This is a genomic window from Citrobacter sp. Ce104, from assembly GCF_030334595.1.
In the GTDB taxonomy this organism is placed as follows: domain Bacteria; phylum Pseudomonadota; class Gammaproteobacteria; order Enterobacterales; family Enterobacteriaceae; genus Citrobacter; species Citrobacter europaeus.
This window is the reverse complement of the sequence record NZ_JAOWDP010000070.1, coordinates 15383-36477: the sequence shown is the minus strand read 5'-3', so window position 1 is coordinate 36477 and position 21095 is coordinate 15383. Positions and strand designations below refer to the sequence as shown.

The 21095-nt window shown below is 51.8% G+C and carries 19 protein-coding genes; 17 read left to right on the top strand and 2 right to left on the bottom strand.

All coding sequences use genetic code 11. The features are described 5' to 3' along the window. Positions 1-60 precede the first annotated feature (60 nt). Positions 61-564 (top strand): ESA_00282 family adhesion-associated protein, encoded by a 504-nt coding sequence (locus OGW16_RS25930; RefSeq protein WP_043017619.1) that lies wholly within the window; start codon positions 61-63, stop codon positions 562-564. A 68-nt stretch (positions 565-632) separates the two neighbouring features. Here OGW16_RS25930 and OGW16_RS25925 read toward each other — a convergent pair whose 3' ends face one another. Next, positions 633-1673: an aldo/keto reductase gene (locus tag OGW16_RS25925; protein ID WP_286519317.1), complete on the bottom strand. Its 1041-nt coding sequence runs from the start codon at positions 1671-1673 to the stop codon at positions 633-635. Between the two features lie 155 nt (positions 1674-1828). Here OGW16_RS25925 and yghX point away from each other — a divergent pair, with 155 nt between their 5' ends. The 11 genes from yghX to hybG all read left to right on the top strand — a co-directional run bounded on the left by yghX (position 1829) and on the right by hybG (position 11695). Beyond that, a complete protein-coding gene (yghX, locus tag OGW16_RS25920; RefSeq protein WP_286519352.1) occupies positions 1829-2716 on the top strand; it encodes a YghX family hydrolase in 888 nt (295 codons plus the stop codon). Between the two features lie 215 nt (positions 2717-2931). Further along, a complete protein-coding gene (locus OGW16_RS25915) occupies positions 2932-4572 on the top strand; it encodes a methyl-accepting chemotaxis protein (RefSeq protein WP_043017616.1) in 1641 nt (546 codons plus the stop codon). Positions 4573-4656: 84 nt separating this feature from the next. After that, positions 4657-4944: a DUF2623 family protein gene (locus tag OGW16_RS25910; protein ID WP_003024490.1), complete on the top strand. Its 288-nt coding sequence runs from the start codon at positions 4657-4659 to the stop codon at positions 4942-4944. 188 nt (positions 4945-5132) lie between these two features. Then, positions 5133-6251, top strand: a complete 1119-nt coding sequence (gene hybO / locus OGW16_RS25905) for a hydrogenase 2 small subunit (protein WP_043017615.1) — start codon at positions 5133-5135, stop codon at positions 6249-6251. A gap of 2 nt (positions 6252-6253) precedes the next feature. Then, positions 6254-7240, top strand: coding sequence for a hydrogenase 2 operon protein HybA (gene hybA / locus OGW16_RS25900; protein ID WP_003828357.1), 987 nt, complete (start codon positions 6254-6256; stop codon positions 7238-7240). Continuing rightward, positions 7230-8408: a Ni/Fe-hydrogenase cytochrome b subunit gene (gene hybB, locus OGW16_RS25895; protein WP_003828354.1), complete on the top strand. Its 1179-nt coding sequence runs from the start codon at positions 7230-7232 to the stop codon at positions 8406-8408. Before hybA ends, hybB begins: the two co-directional genes overlap by 11 nt. Beyond that, on the top strand, positions 8405-10108 hold the full coding sequence (gene hybC, locus OGW16_RS25890; RefSeq protein WP_047408629.1) for a hydrogenase 2 large subunit: 1704 nt from the start codon (positions 8405-8407) through the stop codon (positions 10106-10108). The genes hybB and hybC overlap by 4 nt, the downstream gene beginning before the upstream one ends. Further along, complete coding sequence (locus tag OGW16_RS25885; protein WP_043017614.1) at positions 10108-10602, top strand: HyaD/HybD family hydrogenase maturation endopeptidase; 495 nt, start codon at positions 10108-10110, stop codon at positions 10600-10602. The genes hybC and OGW16_RS25885 overlap by 1 nt, the downstream gene beginning before the upstream one ends. After that, on the top strand, positions 10595-11083 hold the full coding sequence (gene hybE, locus OGW16_RS25880) for a hydrogenase-2 assembly chaperone (RefSeq protein ID WP_043017613.1): 489 nt from the start codon (positions 10595-10597) through the stop codon (positions 11081-11083). Before OGW16_RS25885 ends, hybE begins: the two co-directional genes overlap by 8 nt. Further along, positions 11076-11417: a hydrogenase maturation nickel metallochaperone HypA gene (gene hypA, locus OGW16_RS25875; protein WP_016157467.1), complete on the top strand. Its 342-nt coding sequence runs from the start codon at positions 11076-11078 to the stop codon at positions 11415-11417. The genes hybE and hypA overlap by 8 nt, the downstream gene beginning before the upstream one ends. Positions 11418-11446: 29 nt before the next feature. Continuing rightward, positions 11447-11695, top strand: a complete 249-nt coding sequence (gene hybG / locus OGW16_RS25870) for a hydrogenase maturation factor HybG (RefSeq protein ID WP_003024459.1) — start codon at positions 11447-11449, stop codon at positions 11693-11695. 88 nt (positions 11696-11783) lie between these two features. Here hybG and yghU read toward each other — a convergent pair whose 3' ends face one another. Further along, on the bottom strand, positions 11784-12650 hold the full coding sequence (yghU, locus tag OGW16_RS25865) for a glutathione-dependent disulfide-bond oxidoreductase (RefSeq protein WP_038633828.1): 867 nt from the start codon (positions 12648-12650) through the stop codon (positions 11784-11786). A gap of 218 nt (positions 12651-12868) precedes the next feature. Here yghU and OGW16_RS25860 point away from each other — a divergent pair, with 218 nt between their 5' ends. The 5 genes from OGW16_RS25860 to tssK all read left to right on the top strand — a co-directional run bounded on the left by OGW16_RS25860 (position 12869) and on the right by tssK (position 21094). Then, positions 12869-15157 carry an FdhF/YdeP family oxidoreductase gene (locus tag OGW16_RS25860; protein WP_286519315.1) on the top strand — a complete coding sequence of 763 codons (2289 nt, stop codon included), beginning with the start codon at positions 12869-12871 and terminating at the stop codon, positions 15155-15157. Between the two features lie 153 nt (positions 15158-15310). Continuing rightward, entirely contained in the window at positions 15311-17173 is a 1863-nt protein-coding gene (gene gss, locus OGW16_RS25855) for a bifunctional glutathionylspermidine amidase/synthase (RefSeq protein ID WP_075146363.1), read from the top strand. Between the two features lie 467 nt (positions 17174-17640). Then, complete coding sequence (gene tssB, locus OGW16_RS25850; protein WP_043017609.1) at positions 17641-18138, top strand: type VI secretion system contractile sheath small subunit; 498 nt, start codon at positions 17641-17643, stop codon at positions 18136-18138. A 65-nt stretch (positions 18139-18203) separates the two neighbouring features. Continuing rightward, positions 18204-19733 carry a type VI secretion system contractile sheath large subunit gene (gene tssC / locus OGW16_RS25845; RefSeq protein WP_043017608.1) on the top strand — a complete coding sequence of 510 codons (1530 nt, stop codon included), beginning with the start codon at positions 18204-18206 and terminating at the stop codon, positions 19731-19733. Between the two features lie 23 nt (positions 19734-19756). Further along, complete coding sequence (gene tssK, locus OGW16_RS25840) at positions 19757-21094, top strand: type VI secretion system baseplate subunit TssK (RefSeq protein WP_286519312.1); 1338 nt, start codon at positions 19757-19759, stop codon at positions 21092-21094. Position 21095: the final 1 nt, after the last annotated feature.

Sequence of the window (21095 nt, the reverse complement as noted above, 5' to 3'; positions counted from 1 at the left end):
CCAGGCCGCGTTGACAATAGCATGGCGTAATTTTAAAATCAAAAAAAATGGAGCCAGTATATGAACAGTATATTTTATTCTGTTATTACCCTGCTATTGCTTACCTGCGGGGTACTTTTGTTGATGCGCAGTGCAAATAAAAACCGAGAAACAGAAAATGGGTACTCTGAAAATCAGCCGGAAATGCTGAGTAAAGAAGAGGGGGAGGATCATTTTTCGCTACTGATGAATTCGATTACCCCAGTATGGTATTGGCGCGTTAATCACGAATATATCGATTTTATCCATTCGACGATCAAACGGATGACAATGGTAGAGTTGAATGAGACGCCAGGGCTATTTGATGCACAGAGGCGTTGTAGCGATCTCAACTCTGCGGTGTATAAATATTACGACAATATTAAAAAGCGCTGTCTGAGCGGTGAGAAAGTCCCGCATGCCGATCTGGACGTGCTCAACTTACGCCAGTGTTTCAGGGAGTTCAGCCTGGAGGCTTATCCTGCGCTTGTCGCGCTGGTGTGGCCGGAATTTCAACGTCCAGAGATTAAAGCGGAAGAGATGTGAGGGACTTGCTGGCCCGCATTACGTGCCGGGGAGGCTAACGCCGCTACCCGGCACGAAGTGGCATACGGTTACTTGTCAGATGAGGCCTGCCACAGGTTCAGCTTTCCGTCCGCAACGTGCTTATCGATCTGCGTCAATTCTTCGGCACTGAACGTCAGGTTAGCCAACGCCTGAACGTTCTCCTCCAGTTGCTCCGGTCGGCTGGCGCCAATTAATACCGAAGTCACCCGGTTATCTTTTAGCAGCCAGCTTAAGGCCATTTGCGCCATCGACTGTCCGCGCTGTTGCGCCATCTCATTGAGCAAACGCAGGCTGGTAAGGTTTTCTTCCGTCAGCATGTTTTCCGTCAGCCCTCGAACTTTTTTCCCTTCACGCTGCATGCGGGAACCTTCCGGAATGCCGTTGAGGTATTTCCCCGTCAGCAACCCCTGGGCCAGCGGCGTAAATGCGATACAGCCCATACCGTTGGATTCCAGCGTATCCAGCAGACCACTACTGTCTACCCAACGGTTAAGCAAGTTGTAGGAAGGCTGGTGGATTAGCAGCGGAATTTTCCATTCCCGCATCAGCTCGGCCATTTTCTGCGTACGTTCCGGGGAATAGGATGAGATGCCGACATACAGCGCTTTGCCGCTTTGCACCGCATGGGCCAGAGCCGAGGCGGTCTCTTCCATTGGCGTATTTTCGTCAACGCGGTGCGAATAAAAGATATCGACATAGTCGAGGCCCATGCGTTTCAGGCTTTGGTCGAGGCTGGCGAGCAGGTATTTCCGCGAACCGCCAGAACCGTATGGGCCTGGCCACATGTCATAGCCTGCCTTGGTAGAAATGATCAGTTCATCACGATAGTGTGCAAAATCCTCGCGCAGTAAGCGGCCAAAATTTTCTTCTGCGCTGCCCGGAGGCGGCCCATAGTTATTGGCTAAATCAAAATGCGTGATGCCTAAATCAAATGCTTTACGCAGCAGGGCGCGCTGGGAATCCAGCGCCTGAACGTGCCCAAAACTGTGCCACAAACCTAGCGACAGCGCGGGTAAGCGTAAACCGCTGCGCCCACAGTAGCGATAGAGCATCTGCTCGTAACGTTCAGGATTGGCAAACCAGGCCATGAGATCTCCTTAGTGCAGGTGAATTTCGAAACAACGTTTCTATTCTAGCGGGTTCACGGCGAATATCCCGTTCACCAGGTCACACTGGGATGAAAAACTGGGCAAAAACAGACCACTGTGCTTTGCTTAAAAAAACATCAGCCAGGAGTCCTGCCATGTCGCGTCTAACTGCCAAAGACTTTCCGCAAGAACTGCTCGACTACTATGACTATTACGCTCATGGAAAAATAACGAAACGCGAATTTCTCAATCTTGCGGCGAAATATGCAGTCGGAGGTATGACGGCGCTGGCGTTATTCAACGTGTTGAAACCCAATTATGCTCTCGCAACGCAGGTGGAGTTCACCGATCCTGATATCCTGGCGGAATATATTACCTATCCATCACCCGAAGGGCATGGCGATGTGCGGGGATACCTGGTTAAACCCGCTAATGCGACGGGGAACGTTCCGGCGGTTGTGGTGGTGCATGAGAATCGCGGGCTGAATCCGTATATTGAGGATGTGGCGCGACGGGTGGCGAAAGCGGGGTATATTGCACTCGCGCCTGATGGATTAAGTTCGGCGGGGGGATATCCTGGCAATGATGATAAAGGCCGGGAGTTACAGCAGCAGGTTGACCCGGTAAAGCTGATGAACGATTTTTTTGCCGCCATTGAATATATGCAGCGTTTTGCCGGCGCGACGGGAAAAGTGGGGATCACTGGTTTTTGCTATGGCGGTGGTGTGTCGAACGCCGCAGCCGTCGCTTTCCCTGAACTGGCCTGCGCGGTGCCTTTCTATGGTCGACAGGTTCCTGCGGCTGATGTCCCCAAAATAAACGCGCCTTTATTACTACACTATGCGCAACTAGATACCCGAATTAATGAGGGATGGCCTGCTTATGAAGCGGCACTGAAGGCTAATAAGAAAGTCTATGAGGCATATATCTATCCCGGCGTTAATCATGGTTTTCATAATGATTCGACACCGCGTTATGATAAAGCAGCTGCTGATTTAGCCTGGGAGCGTACTCTTGCATGGTTTAACAAATATTTACGATAGAAAACAAAGGATTATTTAATGCTTCAGGTTAATCATCTGAATAATAATGCTAGCTAATTTCATTAGCATTCATGTTGATATAGTGTAAATAGATATTGAATGTACTTAAGAAAGTAAAAAAATAAAGAACGCATTATATCTTCTCTGTTGCCTGCCGATAACAAGGATAAGTATCGCCTGATGGCGAATTCCTCATCAACGGCAAGGAAATTATTATGCGTTTGCTGAAAAACTTCACTATTCGTATTGTCATGTTGGCAATACTGGGACTTTTTTGCCTGCTCTGGTCGGGCGTGGGTTTATTCAGTCTTCATTCTTTATCAAAAATATCTGAAGGCAATGATATTGACCGTCATCTCGTCCATCAGATGACGGTGCTCAGCCAGGGGAACGATCAGTACTTTCGTTTCGTCACGCGCTTGAGTCGCGCCATGGATGTCAAAATGAGCGGCGGAACGCCTGATTTTGCGCCAGCGCAGCAGTCCCTGGAGAACATGAGCAAAAAACTCCAGGAGATGAAAACGTTGTCTCCAGGACCAATGGATCCGGAAGTGGCCGCGGCGGTACTGACGAAGTGGCAGGCGCTGCTGGACAACGGCGTGATCCCGCAAATGCAACTGGCGCAGCAGGGCACGCTTACGGCCTTTGCGGAGCATGCCAGCACCGTTACGCCAGCGCTGAGCCGGGAGTTTGGCGCCAGTGCAGAACGCTTTAACACCACGGCAGGCGAGCGGCTTGATACCACGCGCGTCATGGTTGATGGTAAAACGTCTATCATCCGGACGCTAATCATTACCGCCGTGATCCTCGGTATTGCTCTCCTGTTTTTCACTGACCGTTACCTCGTCGCCATGATGGTGAAGCCGTTGGGACGTATCCGCCAGCAGTTCCAGCAGATTGCACAGGGCGACCTCAGCCATCCAATTGAAGATTTTGGTCGTAACTGCGTGGGCCAACTGGTGCCGTTACTATGCGCGATGCAGGACAGCCTGCGCGAAGCCGTCAGTACCATCCGTTCAGGTAGTGACAACATCTGGCGAGGTGCTACGGAAATTTCCACCGGCAACAACGATCTCTCCTCGCGAACTGAAGAACAGGCCGCTGCGCTGGAAGAGACCGCTGCCAGCATGGAGCAACTGACCGCCACGGTAAAACTGAACGCTGAAAACGCGCGTGAAGCCAGCCAGCTTGCCGACACGGCGACAGAAACGGCAGGTAAAGGGAGCACCCTGGTTTCAGAAGTGGTTGAGACGATGGATGGCATTGCCGCCAGCTCTAAACAGATCGCGGAAATTACCTCTGTTATTAATAGCATCGCTTTCCAGACCAACATTCTGGCGCTGAACGCGGCAGTTGAAGCCGCCAGAGCAGGCGAACAGGGACGTGGTTTTGCCGTCGTTGCCGGTGAAGTGCGTAACCTTGCCAGCCGCAGCGCCGGGGCGGCGAAAGAGATTGAGACGCTGATTGGCGAGTCGTCGCGTCGCGTCGATCAGGGCGCTCGTCTGGTTAAAGAGACGGGATTAACCATGGAGGCGATTCTGCGCGGCGCCACCGAAGTGACCGTCATCATGAAACAAATTGCCTCTGCCTCGGAAGAGCAGAACAAAGGCATCTCGCAGGTGAGCGTAGCGATCACCCAAATGGACAGCGTAACGCAACAGAACGCGGCGTTGGTAGAGCAGGTTTCCGCCGCGGCTGTGGCGCTGGAACGACAAACGGAAGAACTGCAACGCTCGGTGCAACAGTTCCGCCTCTCAGCGAATGATGTGCAGTACGCCGCCGCTAATACCGCTTCCCCTTCAGCAGACAGCAAAACGTCTGCGGCAGCTAAAACGGATGAATGGGTGTCCTTTTAAGCTGACATAAAAAGTTCGTGATACCTCTGGTCTTTGCTTAAAAAATCGCTATATAATTTATTATATAGCGATTGGAGGTTATGCATGGACAACCATTTTGGAAAAGGCCTGATGGCCGGATTAAACGCGTCAAGCGCGGATAGCGCGCGCTCGGTAGCCAATTTTTGTGCTGATTATAAACGCGGCTTTGTACTGGGATTTTCTCATCGAATGTTTGAAAAAACGGGCGATCGACAGCTCAGCGCCTGGGAGGCGGGGATCCTCACGCGCCGCTATGGGCTGGATAAAGAGATGGTTATGGATTTCTTTAAAGAGAACCAGTCCAGTACAACAATTCGTTTTTTCATGGCTGGCTATCGTCTCGAAGCTTGATCCGAAAGGGGTATTATCTTGCTTTAATTAATTACACTATTGACCTACGCCTTCGTTTTGTTGCTCCGCCGAAGTATTATAATGCACATAACCATATAAAAAGTGTGGTAATGGCGCGCCGATCGCAATATGCAACATGCGAATGGTGCAAAATAAAAGCCAGGTCTTCGCAACGGAATAACTATAAAATGACTGGAGATAACTCTCTCATCAATTCGAACGGCATTAATCGCCGTGATTTCATGAAGCTTTGTGCAGCACTGGCCGCTACCATGGGGCTCAGTAGCAAAGCCGCCGCAGAAATGGCCGAATCAGTTTCTCGTCCTCAGCGCCCACCGGTTATCTGGATTGGGGCTCAGGAGTGTACGGGTTGTACTGAATCGCTACTTCGCGCGACACACCCTACAGTGGAAAACCTCGTTCTGGAGACCATCTCTCTGGAATACCATGAGGTGCTCTCCGCCGCCTTCGGCCATCAGGTTGAAGAGAATAAACATAACGCTCTGGAGAAGTACAAAGGGCAATATGTTTTGGTTGTAGATGGTTCTATCCCACTGAAAGACAATGGTATTTACTGCATGGTTGCCGGTGAGCCGATCGTGGATCACATTCGTCGGGCCGCAGAAGGCGCAGCCGCTATCATTGCTATCGGCTCTTGCGCCGCATGGGGTGGTGTTGCTGCTGCTGGCGTTAACCCAACGGGTGCCGTCGGCTTGCAGGAAGTTCTGCCAGGCAAAACCATCATCAACATCCCCGGCTGTCCGCCGAACCCGCACAACTTCCTCGCCACGGTCGCGCATATCATCACCTACGGTAAGCCGCCGAAACTGGATACCAAAAACCGTCCGACATTCGCCTATGGCCGTTTGATTCACGAACACTGCGAGCGTCGCCCGCACTTTGACGCAGGCCGTTTTGCGAAAGAGTTTGGCGATGAAGGTCACCGTGAAGGTTGGTGCCTCTACCATCTCGGCTGTAAAGGACCAGAAACCTACGGCAACTGCTCAACGCTGCAATTCTGCGATGTTGGAGGCGTATGGCCGGTGGCTATCGGTCACCCTTGCTATGGCTGTAACGAAGAAGGTATCGGTTTCCATAAAGGTATTCACCAGCTTGCTCATGTGGAAAACCAAACGCCGCGTTCCGAAAAACCTGACGTCAATATGAAAGAAGGCGGCAATGTTTCTGCCGGAGCGATTGGGTTGCTTGGTGGCGTAGTAGGACTGGTTGCCGGCGTCAGCGTGATGGCGGTTCGTGAACTGGGTCGTCAGCAGAAGAAAGATAACGCTGACTCACGGGGAGAATAACCGTGAACAGACGTAACTTTATTAAAGCAGCCTCCAGCGGGGCATTGCTGTTGGGCGCTGCGCCGTCCATCAGCCATGCGGCTGCAGAAAACCGTCCGCCGATCCCTGGTTCTTTAGGGATGCTCTATGACTCAACGCTGTGTGTAGGCTGCCAGGCTTGTGTCACCAAGTGTCAGGATATCAACTTTCCTGCGCGTAATCCGGAAGGCGAGCAGACCTGGTCAAACAACGACAAACTGTCGCCGTATACCAATAACATCATTCAGGTGTGGCGTAGCGGAACAGGCGTTAACAAAGACCAGGAAGAAAATGGCTACGCATACATTAAGAAACAGTGCATGCACTGTGTCGATCCGAACTGCGTCTCCGTTTGCCCAGTCTCTGCGCTGAAGAAAGATCCAAAAACCGGCATCGTCCACTATGACAAAGATGTCTGCACAGGCTGTCGTTACTGCATGGTCGCCTGCCCATACAACGTGCCTAAGTACGACTACAACAACCCGTTTGGTGCGCTTCACAAGTGTGAACTGTGTAACCAGAAAGGGGTTGAGCGCCTGGACAAAGGCGGTTTACCGGGTTGTGTTGAAGTATGCCCTGCCGGTGCGGTGATTTTTGGTACGCGTGAAGAGCTGATGGCTGAGGCGAAAAAACGTCTCGCCCTGAAGCCGGGCAGCGAATACCACTATCCGCGTCAGACGGTGAAAGCAGGTGATACCTATCTGCATACGGTACCGAAGTATTACCCCCATTTGTACGGCGAGAAAGAGGGTGGTGGTACTCAGGTAATGGTTCTGACAGGTGTTCCTTACGAGGATTTGGATCTGCCGAAGCTGGATGATCTTTCAACCGGTGCGCGTTCCGAACATGTTCAACATTCCCTGTACAAGGGCATGATATTACCCCTGGCTGCGCTGGCGGGCTTAACCGTGCTGGTTCGTCGTAATACGAAAAACGACCATCACGATGGAGGAGACGATCATGAGTCATGATCCTAAACCGCTGGGCGGAAAAATAATCAGCAAACCGGTCATTATTTTTGGGCCGCTTATCGTCCTGTGTATGCTCCTGATCGTGAAACGTCTGGTCTTCGGATTGGGCTCAGTCTCCGATCTGAACGGCGGTTTCCCATGGGGTGTATGGATCGCGTTTGACCTGTTGATTGGTACCGGCTTCGCGTGCGGCGGTTGGGCGCTGGCGTGGGCGGTGTATGTTTTCAACAGAGGACAATACCATCCGCTGGTACGTCCGGCGCTGCTGGCGAGCTTGTTTGGCTACTCGCTGGGTGGTCTGTCGATCACCATTGACGTTGGTCGTTACTGGAACCTGCCGTATTTCTACATTCCGGGCCACTTCAACGTGAACTCGGTACTGTTCGAAACGGCGGTCTGTATGACCATCTATATCGGCATCATGGCGCTGGAATTTGCTCCGGCTCTGTTTGAACGTCTGGGATGGAAAGTTTCTCTCAAGCGTTTGAATAAAGTGATGTTCTTTATTATTGCCCTCGGCGCGCTGCTGCCAACCATGCACCAGTCTTCAATGGGTTCATTGATGATTTCTGCGGGTTATAAGGTGCATCCGCTCTGGCAAGCTTATGAAATGTTGCCGCTTTTCTCCGTATTAACCGCCTTTATTATGGGCTTCTCGATCGTCATCTTTGAAGGCTCGTTGGTACAAGCTGGTCTCAAAGGTAACGGTCCGGACGAGAAAAGTTTGTTCATCAAACTGACGAATACCATCAGCGTGCTGTTGGCGATTTTCGTGGTACTGCGCTTTGGCGAACTGATCTACCGCGACAAGCTGTCCTATGCGTTCTCAGGCGATCTTTACTCCCTGATGTTCTGGCTTGAAGTCGTGCTGATGGTCTTCCCGCTGGTGGTGCTGCGCGTCACTAAGTTGCGTAATGACTCGCGCATGCTGTATCTGTCTGCGCTGAGCGCATTGCTGGGTTGTGCAACATGGCGTCTGTCCTATTCGCTGGTGGCGTTCAATCCTGGTGGTGGCTACCACTACTTCCCGACCTGGGAAGAACTGTTGATTTCTATTGGTTTTGTGGCTATTGAGATTTGTGCATACATCGTACTCATTCGTCTACTGCCGATACTTCCTCCTTTAAAACAAAACGATCAAAATCGTCATGAGGCGAGCAAAGCATGAGCCAGAGAATTACTATTGATCCGGTAACCCGTATTGAGGGTCATTTACGCATCGACTGCGAAATCGAAAATGGCGTGGTATCTAAAGCATGGGCTTCCGGTACCATGTGGCGCGGCATGGAAGAGATCGTGAAAAACCGCGATCCGCGCGATGCCTGGATGATTGTGCAGCGTATCTGTGGCGTTTGTACGACCACTCACGCTATCTCTTCCGTTCGTGCAGCAGAAAGCGCGCTGAATATTGATGTTCCGGTAAACGCACAGTATATCCGTAACATCATTCTCGCTGCGCACACCACGCATGACCACATTGTTCACTTCTATCAGCTGTCTGCGCTGGACTGGGTGGATATCACCTCTGCCCTGAAAGCTGACCCTGCGAAAGCGTCTGCCATGCTGAACGGCGTGTCCTCCTGGCACCTGAACAGCGCAGAAGAGTTCACCAAGGTTCAGAACAAGATCAAAGATCTTGTTGCCAGCGGTCAGTTAGGCATTTTTGCCAACGGTTGCTGGGGTCATCCGGCAATGCAGCTGCCGCCGGAAGTAAACCTGATTGCGGTCGCTCACTACCTGCAGGCGCTGGAATGCCAGCGAGATGCCAACCGCGTTGTGGCGCTGTTGGGCGGTAAAACGCCGCACATCCAGAACCTGGCGGTAGGGGGGGTTGCTAACCCAATTAACCTCGACGGCCTCGGCGTGCTGAACCTTGAGCGTCTGATGTACATCAAGTCCTTCATCGATAAGCTGAGCGACTTCGTTGAGCAGGTTTACAAGGTAGATACCGCGGTTATTGCGGCGTTCTATCCTGAGTGGCTGGAACGTGGTCAGGGTGCGGTTAACTATCTGAGCGCGCCGGAATTCCCGACTGACGGTAAAAACGGCAGCTTCCTGTTCCCTGGCGGTTATATCACCGATGCCGATCTGTCGACCTGGCGTCCGATCACCTCTCATTCCGATGAATACCTGATCAAAGGGATTCAGGAAAGCGCGAAACACGCGTGGTACAAAGACGAAGCGCCGCAGGCTCCGTGGGAAGGCACAACGGTTCCTGATTACACCGGTTGGTCAGATGACGGCAAATATTCCTGGGTTAAAGCGCCGACCTTCTACGGTAAAACGGTTGAAGTGGGTCCGCTGGCCAACATGCTGTGTAAACTGGCGGCTAAACGCGAGTCTACCCATGCCAAGCTGAATGAAATCATCGCGATTTACACCAAGCTGACCGGTAAAACTATCGAAGTGTCACAGCTGCACTCTACGCTGGGCCGTATTATTGGCCGTACCGTTCACTGCTGTGAACTGCAGAACGTTCTGCAGGATCAGTACAACGCGCTGATTGTGAACATCGGTAAAGGCGACCACACCACCTTCGTGAAACCGGATATTCCGGCAACGGGCGAATTCAAAGGTGTTGGTTTCCTCGAAGCACCGCGCGGTATGCTGTCTCACTGGATGGTGATTAAAGACGGCATTATCAGCAACTACCAGGCGGTTGTTCCGTCAACCTGGAACTCTGGCCCACGTAACTTTAATGATGAAGTGGGACCGTATGAGCGCTCGCTGGTAGGTACGCCGATTGCCGATCCAAACAAACCGCTGGAAGTGGTTCGTACCATTCACTCCTTCGACCCTTGTATGTCATGTGCGGTGCATGTGGTGGACGTTGACGGGAACGAAGTGGTCTCAGTTAAGGTTCTGTAATGCGGATATTAGTCTTAGGGGTCGGCAATATTTTGCTGACCGACGAAGCCATCGGGGTGCGTATCGTTGAGGCATTAGAGCAGCGGTACATCCTGCCAGACTTTGTTGATGTTCTGGACGGTGGTACGGCTGGGATGGAGCTTCTCGGCGATATGGCGAACAGAGATCATCTGATCATTGCTGACGCCATTGTGTCGAAGAAAAGCACGCCAGGAACGATGATGGTCCTGCGGGATGAAGAGATCCCGGCGCTGTTTACCAACAAAATCTCACCGCACCAGCTTGGCCTGGCCGACGTATTGTCGGCCCTGCGTTTTACCGGCGAGTTTCCGAAAAAGCTGACGTTAGTCGGCGTTATTCCGGAATCGCTGGAACCGCATATCGGGCTAACGCCAACGGTTGAAGCGATGATCGAACCTGCGCTTGAGCAGGTTCTTGCCGCGCTTCGCGAATCAGGCGTTGAAGCGATCCCTCGGGAGGCGGCTCATGTCTGAGGAGTTTGTCGGTTTTCAGACGGCCCCGAAGATGCAGATTCAGGCAGCGTTTGAAGAGGTTGCCCGGCGTTCAATGCACGATCTCTCTTTCCTGCATCCGAATATGCCGGTATATGTCTCTGATTTTACGCTGTTTGAAGGACAGTGGACGGGGTGTGTTATCACGCCCTGGATGCTGAGCGCACTGATTTTCCCCGGACCGGACCAGATCTGGCCGGTGCGTAAAGTCAGCGAAAAAGTCGGGTTGCGTCTGCCGTATGGCGAGATGACCTTTACCGTGGGTGAACTGGACGGCGTATCGCAATATTTCTCCTGCTCACTGATGTCGCCGCTTTCGCACAGTATGTCGGCGCAAGAAGGCGTCCGTCTGACTGACGATTGCGCGCGCATGCTGTTATCGCTGCCGGTGAGCGATCCGAATGCGCCGCAGCTAAATCGCCGCGCGCTGCTGCTGGGTCGTCGGAACTGCGAAAATGCATGAGCTGTCCCTTTGTCAGAGCGCGGTTGAGATTGTTCAACAGCAGGCAGAGCAGCACGGTGTCAAACGTGTAACCGGCGTTTGGCTGGAAATCGGGGCGCTCTCCTGCGTTGAAGAGAGCGCCGTTCGGTTTAGTTTCGACATCGTCTGTCAGGGAACGCTGGCCCAGGGGTGTGAACTGCATATTGATTACAAACCAGCCCAGGCGTGGTGCTGGGATTGCAGTCAGGTTGTGGAAATCACCCAGCATGACGCGCAGTGTCCACAATGTCAGGGCGATCGTCTGCGGGTTGATGCTGGCGATTCACTGAAAGTGAAAAGTATTGAAGTCGAATAACCCATAGTTGCTATGGGGCGGAGTCAGATATGTGTATTGGAGTCCCTGGTCAGGTTCTGGCCGTTGGTGAAGATATTCACCAGCTTGCGCAGGTTGAAGTGTGCGGCATCAAACGTGATGTCAATATTGCCCTGATTTGTGAAGGTGATACGGCTGAGCTTGTCGGGCAATGGGTGCTGGTGCACGTAGGGTTCGCCATGAGCATCATTGATGAAGATGAAGCTAAAGCCACGTTAGACGCACTTCGCCGCATGGAGTACGACGTCACCAGCGCGTGATTTTATGCCGGATGGCGCAGCGTTTATCAGGCCCGCGCCTTATATGTAGGCCGGATAAGGCGTTAGCGCCGCCATCCGGCATCTTACGTTAACCCTGGCGCTTATCTTCGGTATTGGTATCGAAGTCGCTGGCGTCATGGCGTTCATGAAGTTGCTCGTTCAGCGGTCCATTAGTGCGGTTTACAATACGACCACGCTTAACCGCCGGGCGCGCTGCAATCTCTTTTGCCCAGCGCTGCACGTGCTTGTAACTTCCTGCGTCGAGGAACTCTGCCGCGTCGTACACGTTGCCCAGCACCACATTGCCAAACCACGGCCAGACCGCCATATCGGCAATGGTGTATTCATCTCCGGCCACAAACTGATGCTGCGCTAACTGCTTATCCAGCACGTCGAGTAAGCGCTTGGCTTCCATCGTGAAGCGGTTGATCGCGTACTCGATTTTTACCGGCGCATAGTTATAGAAGTGGCCAAAACCACCGCCGAGGAACGGCGCCGCGCCTTGTAGCCAGAACAGCCAGTTCAGCGTTTCGGTACGTTTTGCCAAATCTTGCGGCAGGAAATAACCATATTTTTCCGCCAGATAGAGCAGAATTGCGCCAGATTCGAAAACGCGAACCGGCGGGTTTTGCGAATGATCGCGCAGCGCCGGGATCTTCGAGTTCGGATTCACTTCAACAAAGCCGCTGGAAAACTGATCGCCATCGCCGATGCGGATAATCCAGGCATCGTATTCTGCGCCTTTCACGCCCTGCGCCAGCAGCTCCTCCAGCATAATCGTCACTTTCTGCCCGTTTGGCGTACCCAGCGAATAGAGCTGCAGCGGATGCTTGCCAACCGGCAGCGTTTTTTCGTGGGTGGCACCGGAAACAGGACGGTTGATATTGGCGAAAGCGCCGCCGTTCGATTTTTCCCACGTCCAGACTTTCGCGGGCTGATAGGTATTGTCTGACATATTGACCTGCCTTCTGAGTGGTTGTGTTGATGCAGTGTAGCAGTTAGGTAGAACTCAATTTAACAGATTGGGACTTTATGTCGCTTTGTGCTGAAAGGGGAAGATAAATCTAACCCGTTCATTGTACCCGGTCCGTACTCCATGAAGAGGAAATCAATGTTGGACGGAAATTGCTACCGTATTCACCATCAAAAATTGGCGGTGAATAAGCAGTAATAATGAAAAATGGTGTTCCAGGAGTAAGCGGTTATCAGGGCCCGGCGGGTGGGTGGGGCGCGGTAAAAGCCGTCACTGCTTCGGTGTTTTCGCAAAAGGCTGTCGCCCGTGACATTATCGCGATGTTCAAAATGAACCAGGTGAAAGGGTTCGATTGTCCGGGCTGTGCGTGGCCGGACCCAGGACACCGTGCGCCAATGGAGTTGTGCGAAAATGGCGTTAAGGCGGTCTCCTGGGAGACAACCAGCAAGAAAGCATCACCGGAATTTTTCAGCCGTCATCCGGTTTCTACACTCTGGCACTACAGCGATTATGAACTGGAAAATATCGGTCGTTTGACGCATCCAATGAAATACGATGCCTCAACAGACACCTGGCAGGCGGTGGATTGGGATATCGCCTTCCAGGAGATCGGCGAGCGTCTGCGCAGCTATGATTCAGCACAACAGGTTGAGTTTTACACCTCCGGCAGAACATCAAATGAAGCGGCGTTCTTGTATCAGCTGTTTGCCCGCGAATATGGCAGCAGCAACTTCCCTGATTGCTCAAACATGTGCCACGGACCGACCAGCGCAGGGCTAACTCCTGCCATTGGCCTTGGGAAAGGGACCGTTGAACTGGAGGATTTTGACCACTGCGATTTGGTGATTTGTATCGGGCATAACCCCGGCACTAACCATCCACGCATGCTGACCACCTTACGCGACGTTGCCAGGCGTGGCGCTAAAATTATCTCCATCAATCCCCTGGCCGAGCGGGGACTTGAGCGCTTTAGCTTCCCGCAAAGTCCGAAAGAGATGTTCACCGGTCAGGCAACGGAGCTAAGCAACGACTACTACCAGGTAAAAATGGGCGGTGACGCTTCGCTGCTCAAAGGCATCATGAAAGCGCTGATCGAAATGGACGAAGCGCGGATCTTACTGGATCAGCAGCCGACGCTCGATCATGCGTTTATCGAAGAGCATACCGCGGGATATGCAGCGCTGTATGACGACTTACGTCAGCATAACTGGGCGGAGCTGGAGCAGGACTCGGGTCTGACGCGTAGCCAGATGGAAGACCTGGCGCACAGCTACAGTAAATCCAGTGCCACTATCGTTTGTTATGGACTGGGCATCACCCAGCATAAAAACGGCACTGAGAACGTCCAGCAACTGGTAAACCTGCTGCTGCTGAAAGGCAATATGGGTAAGCCGGGCGCGGGGATCTGCCCGTTGCGCGGTCACTCTAACGTGCAGGGCGATCGTTCCGTGGGGATCAACGAAGCGGCGTCCGAAGATTTCCTGCAACGCCTTGAGACGCATTTTTCTATCCGCGTTCCGCGCAAACATGGCCGCTCCAGCGTGGAGAGTATTCGCGCCATCGAGCGGGGAGACGCAAAAGCGCTTATCTGCATGGGCGGCAATTTGGCGGTGGCGATGCCGCAACCGCAGCGTACCTTTGCGGCGATGAAAAATCTGGATCTGCAGGTCCATGTGGCGACCAAACTGAACAGGTCGCATCTGCTGCTGGCAAAGCATAACTACCTGCTACCTGCATTAGGCCGAACGGAGCGCGACATGCAGGCAACGGGGATCCAGTCGGTGACCGTCGAAGATTCTATGTCGATGGTTCACGCTTCCTGTGGCGCGCTGAAGCCGGCTTCCCGCTGGCTAAAATCGGAACCCGCGATTGTGGCGGGTATGGCTCGTGCCACGCTGCCGCTTTCGCCGGTAAACTGGGAAGCGTTAACCGGAGATTACACGTTGATCCGTGACGCCATTGAAGCCGTGATCCCGGCGTTCCACGACTACAACGCACGTATTGCCGAGCCGGGTGGATTTCGCATGGATACGCCTGCTTCGCGCCGTGAATGGCGAACGGAGAATGGCAAAGCCAACTTTATCGTCAGCCATCAACGGGCGGTTGAGCGGGAACATCAGCCTGCTGATGCGCTGGTACTGGCAACGCTGCGTAGTCACGATCAGTACAACACCACTATTTATGGTATGAACGACCGCTATCGTGGCATTGCCGGTCGTCGGGATGTGGTGTTTTTAAGCGCCGAAGAGGCGGCGAGCCGTGGCCTGGACCAGGGCGATGTGGTCAATATTCAGGCGCTGGACGACAACGGCCAGCCCTGCGCGGATCGCATCATGTACGGCTTAACAGTAGTGATTTACAACATGGCGGCGGGCTCAATAGGCGCTTATCTGCCTGAAGCGAATGTCCTGCTTTCGCTGGAAGCGGTAGACACACAAAGTTTGACTCCGGCGTATAAAAGCGTACCGGTCACCCTGACAAAAGCGTAGTTCCTGTTGTGAATTTTTCGCCTCTGAGCGCCAGTCGCTGCGTTGAGGTGTATGATGATATCGACCTCTGTCCGGTTAGTGTCGCAGAGCAGGTAATCAGAGCGAAAAATTCACGCCAACCTGCTCAGGCTGTATTGTTTTGAGGTAAGGTGCATGAGCAAAGGAACGACCAGTCAGGATGCCCCATTCGGGACATTATTGGGCTACGCCCCAGGCGGCGTAGCAATCTACTCTTCAGATTACAGCTCCCTCGACCCACGGGACTACGACGATGATGCGGCATTTCGCAGCTATATCGACGATGAATACATGGGCCACAAATGGCAGTGCGTAGAGTTCGCACGCCGTTTTCTCTTCCTTAACTATGGCGTGGTCTTCACCGATGTGGGCATGGCCTGGGAGATCTTCTCCTTACGCTTCCTGCGCGAAGTGGTGAATGACAATATCCTGCCGTTACAGGCATTTCCGAATGGTTCGCCCCGCGCGCCGGTAGCAGGCGCTCTGCTTATCTGGCAAAAAGGCGGTGAATTTAAAGATACCGGGCATGTGGCGGTCGTCACCCAGTTGCTGCAAAACAAAATTCGTATTGCCGAACAGAACGTGCTCCATACGCCGCTTCCTCCCGGACAGCAGTGGACCCGCGAACTGGAGATGGTGGTTGAAAACGGGTGTTACACCCTGCGTGATACCTTTGACGACACCACCATTCTTGGTTGGATGATCCAGACCGATGATACCCGAGACAGTTTGCCGCAGCCGGAGATCGCCAATGACTCGCTGAAAATTGGCGGCGCGCGACTGGAAGATAACGGGCAGTTTGACGGTAAATGGCTGGATGAACAGGATCCGCTGCAAAAAGCCTACGTGCTGGCGAACGGCCACGTTATTAATCAGGATCCGCATCAGTACTTCACTATTACCGAGAGTGCCGAACAAGAACTGATCAAAGCCACCAACGAACTGCATCTGATGTATCTGCACGCGACCGACAAGGTGCTGAAAGACGATAACCTGCTGGCGCTGTTCGACATCCCGAAAATCCTTTGGCCGCGCCTGCGCCTTTCCTGGCAGCGTCGTCGGCATCATATGATTACGGGGCGTATGGATTTCTGTATGGATGAACGCGGACTGAAGGTGTATGAGTACAACGCCGATTCCGCATCGTGCCATACTGAAGCCGGTTTGATCCTCGAAAGATGGGCCGAGCGAGGCTACACAGGGCAGGGACACAACCCGGCAGAAGGATTGATCAACGAACTGGCGGGGGCCTGGAAGCACAGCCGCGCGCGACCTTTTGTCCACATCATGCAGGATAAGGATATCGAGGAAAACTATCACGCGCAGTTTATGCAGCAGGCGCTGCGTCAGGCCGGGTTTGACAGCAAAATTCTGCGTGGCCTCGATGAGCTACGTTGGGATGACGCCGGTCAGTTGATTGACGGTGACGGTCGCCTGGTGAACTGCGTCTGGAAAACCTGGGCATGGGAAACCGCGATTGAACAGGTGCGAGAGGTCAGCGAAACGGAGTACGCCGCGGTGCCAATTCGTACCGGGCATACGAATCAGGAAGTGCGTTTAATCGACGTGCTGTTGCGCCCGGAAGTGTTGGTCTTCGAACCTCTGTGGACGGTGATCCCTGGCAATAAAGCGATTCTGCCTATTCTGTGGCAACTGTTCCCACATCACCGCTATCTGCTTGATACGGATTTCACTGTTAATGAAGAGCTGGCGAAAACCGGTTATGCGGTGAAACCTATTGCAGGACGTTGTGGCAGCAACATCGATCTGGTGAGCCACCAGGAAGAGCTCCTGGATAAAACCAGCGGTAAGTTTGCCGAGCAGAAGAACATTTATCAGCAGCTTTGGTGTCTGCCAAAGGTTGCCGGGAAATATATTCAGGTTTGTACCTTCACCGTAGGCGGTAACTACGGCGGTACCTGCCTGCGCGGCGACGAGTCGCTGGTGATTAAAAAAGAGAGCGATATCGAACCGCTGATTGTGGTGAAGGAAGAGTAATCTTTTTGCGTATTCTCAATTAAATTGTAAAAAGCCGGAGTATATCTCCGGCTTTTATTATTTATAGTTAAATTGGCTGTAATTATAAATTAATAATCAATATTGTTTATGCATATGGCTGTAAATATATTTTGCAATTATGTATTTTAATTTAAAGGTATTTATTTGATGAATGTATTTAAGGTTAATTAATTCCTGTCGCTTGTATTAGATAAATGATTTCTTGATTTTATTTTTAAATAAGTAATGCTAATGTATTATTTGGTGTATTAGTGATATTGATCATATTTTCTCTCCGGGAATATATCGGATTACGTCGGCATACTAATTATAATCATTAATCGTCATTAACATTCATTGTTGACGGCTCACAGAAATGACGTTGTAAGAAACACGTTGAGCGATTGGAAAATGCTCCGTTAGGAAACGCAAAATATCGGCTGGAATCGCCGGTCTGAGAGGGACGTATGGGTGACAGTTTTCAGAATGAAGTGCCGACGGCACGCGTTAATATCAAGTTAGATTTACATACCGGAGGCGTTCAAAAAAAGGTTGAATTGCCGTTAAAACTTTTGACCGTAGGTGATTTCAGTAATGGTAGAGAACAACGACCACTATCTGAACGTGAAAAGGTTGATATTAATAAGAATAATTTCAATGATGTGTTAGCTAAGTTCTCACCAGTGGTTAATCTGAGTGTTAAAAATACGTTGGCTGGTGATGACAGAAAGGACGATATTAACCTTACCTTTAAAAATATCCGCGATTTTGAACCCGAGCAGGTCGCACGAAATATCCCCCAATTACGCGTTCTGTTGGCTATGCGTAACCTACTTCGTGACCTGAAATCAAACTTACTTGATAACGCTGCTTTTCGTCGCGAGCTGGAAATTATCCTTAAAGATCCAGCCCTGAGTCAGGAACTGCGTGATGAACTGGCAACCATGATGCCAGAAGAGATTTAACGCTATACAGGGTTTCCTCCGCTCAATTGGCAGGAATAGTAAAGGATCATAAAAGGAATATGTTGATGTCTGTTCAGGAACATACCTCTTCAGTCGCGACCACCACGACCAGTGAACGCAGCGTTTATCAATCCCTCTTTGACAAAATTAATCTTTCCCCGGTTTCGACATTAAAAAATGTTGATGCTTGGCAGAGTGATGAAGCGCTTTCTGACGCCGCTCCCGCTGAACGCGTGACTGCTGCTATTCAGGTTCTGGTTTCATGTCTGGCGGATGCTGCGCAGCCCGTAGAGCGCCTGGATAAAACGCTGCTCGATGAGCAAATTGCTCGTCTTGATAAGCAGATTAGCGATCAGGTCAATGAAGTTATGCACCATGCTGAATTTCAGAAGCAAGAATCGCTCTGGCGTGGTTTGCATTCGATGATCACCGGCATTGATTTTCGCCGAAATGTCCGTGTAGAAATGATGGATATCAGCAAGGATGCGCTGCGTGATGACTTTGACGATGCGCCGGAGCTTATCCAGAGCGGGTTATACCGCCATGTTTATATTGAAGAATACGATCAGCCTGGCGGCGAACCCATTGCGGCAATGATTTCAGCGTACGAATTTGATAACAGTCCGCAGGATATTGCACTGCTGCGCAATATTTCTGGCGTGTCGGCGGCCTGTCATATGCCGTTCATTGGTTCCGTTGGGCCGAAATTCTTCTTGAAAGAAAATATGGAAGAAGTCGCAGCTATAAAAGATATCAATGATTATTTCGAACGTGCTGAATACATCAAGTGGAAAGCATTTCGTGATAGCGACGATTCACGCTATATCGGGCTAACTATGCCGCGTGTCCTGGGTCGTTTACCGTATGGCCCTGATACCGTGCCGGTACGCAGTTTTAACTATGTTGAAGAAGTTAAGGGTCCGGATCACGAAAAGTATCTATGGACCAGCGCCTCTTTCTCTTTCGCTGTGAATATGGTGAAAAGTTTTATCAAGAATGGCTGGTGCGTCCAGATCCGTGGGCCACAGGCAGGCGGCGCGGTGAAAGATTTGCCTATCCATTTGTACGATCTGGGTACCGGTAATCAGGTGAAGATCCCGTCTGAGGTGATGATTCCGGAAACCCGGGAGTTTGAATTTGCCAACCTCGGTTTTATTCCGCTTTCTTATTATAAGAATCGTGATTACGCCTGTTTCTTCTCTGCTAACTCGGCTCAAAAACCTGCTCAGTTTGATACTCCGGAAGCGACGGCTAACAGTCGGATTAACTCTCGTTTGCCGTATATCTTCTTGCTTTCTCGTATCGCTCATTACCTGAAAATACTGCAGCGAGAAAATATTGGAACGACCAAAGATCGCCGCCTGCTTGAGCTTGAACTTAATAACTGGCTGCGCAGTCTGGTAACCGAAATGACCGATCCTGGCGATGACTTGCAGGCATCACACCCGCTGCGTGATGGGCGTGTCGTGGTGGAGGATATTGAGGATAACCCAGGTTTCTTCCGTGTGCGCCTGTATGCCATTCCGCATTTCCAGGTTGAAGGTATGGACGTCAGCTTGTCGTTAGTTTCACAAATGCCTAAGTCGAAATCTTAACGACGCAGCGCACAGGAGGTGCGATGAAGATCTATCGTCCGTTATGGAGCGAGGGGGCCTTTCTGGCTCCCCAGCAGTTTCAGCAACAGACACGTTGGGATGCCTATGTAGCTGACGTTGTTGCTCACATGTCGCTTTCATCACCGTGGGGCGTCATCAGCGCGGAGTTTGATGAAAGTGCGCTAACGGTTTCTCGTTTGAATCCCGTTAATCTGGTTGTGCGCTTTCCTGACGGTACGTTAGTGGATACAGGTATTTCAGATAACCTGCCTCCGGCGTGTGATTTATCGCATCTTACTGGTTACAGCAGCGTTGATATCGTCCTCGCGTTGCCGCTGCTTTCGGCTAATGGCGGCAATCTTTCATCAGGCAACGGCGTTAGCCGTCCGTGTCGCTGGCAGCAGGAGTGGCTGCCAGTACAGGATCTCGCAGGTCAGGAACGGACTGATATGGCAGTGCTGCGGCATGCTATCACCCTCCGCTATGCCCATGACGATAACAGCACTTACCTGACTTGCCCGGTAGCTTGCCTTATTCGTAATGCTCAGGGGCAATGGGAGCTGGGACGCGATTTTTTACCCCCATCGCTTTCACTCTCAGCCAGCCCCTCATTAATCAATTCGCTCAGTGATTTGGTGCATCGTATCCAGGCTCGTTGTCGACGCCTGATGGCCTTGCGCCGCGAAAGTAACGAACGAATGGCGGATTTTGCGGTAGCAGATGTTTCGTTGTTTTGGTTGCTGAATGCGCTTAATAGCTCAGAGCCCGTTCTGAAAGAAATGCTGCAAAACCCAGGCCGTCATCCCGAACTTTTGTGGCGTGAGCTAGCGCGGTTAGCGGGCAGTCTGCTGACCTTTTCATTAGAAAATGATGTCAGCGTTGTGCCTCCATACCAGCACGCCAATCTGCAGCAGGTATTCCCACCCCTGTTTGCACTCCTGGTGGAACTGCTGGAGGCCAGCCTGCCATCTCGCGTTGTCGCTATTGAACTGACGCAGGAGAGACAGTTCTGGTATGGCGCATTGTCGGATGCTCGACTGCGTGAAGGCGCTGATTTTTACCTTTCCGTTCGTTCGGATCTTCCTGCGCATGTCCTCCTAACGCAATTTCCACAGCTCTGTAAAGCAGGGAGCCGGGCAGATGTATCTGATGTCGTCAATGTGGCACTTAGCGGTATTCCATTAAAACCGCTGACGCATGTACCTGCAGCCATCCCGTTACGACTGGAAAATCAATACTTTGCTCTTGAGATTAATCATCCAGCAGCCCAGGCCATGCTGGACGCCGGTAATTGCGCTTTCTATGTGCCGGGAACACTGGGAGAGATTCAACTTGAGTTATTCGCTGTATTAAGGGATTGAA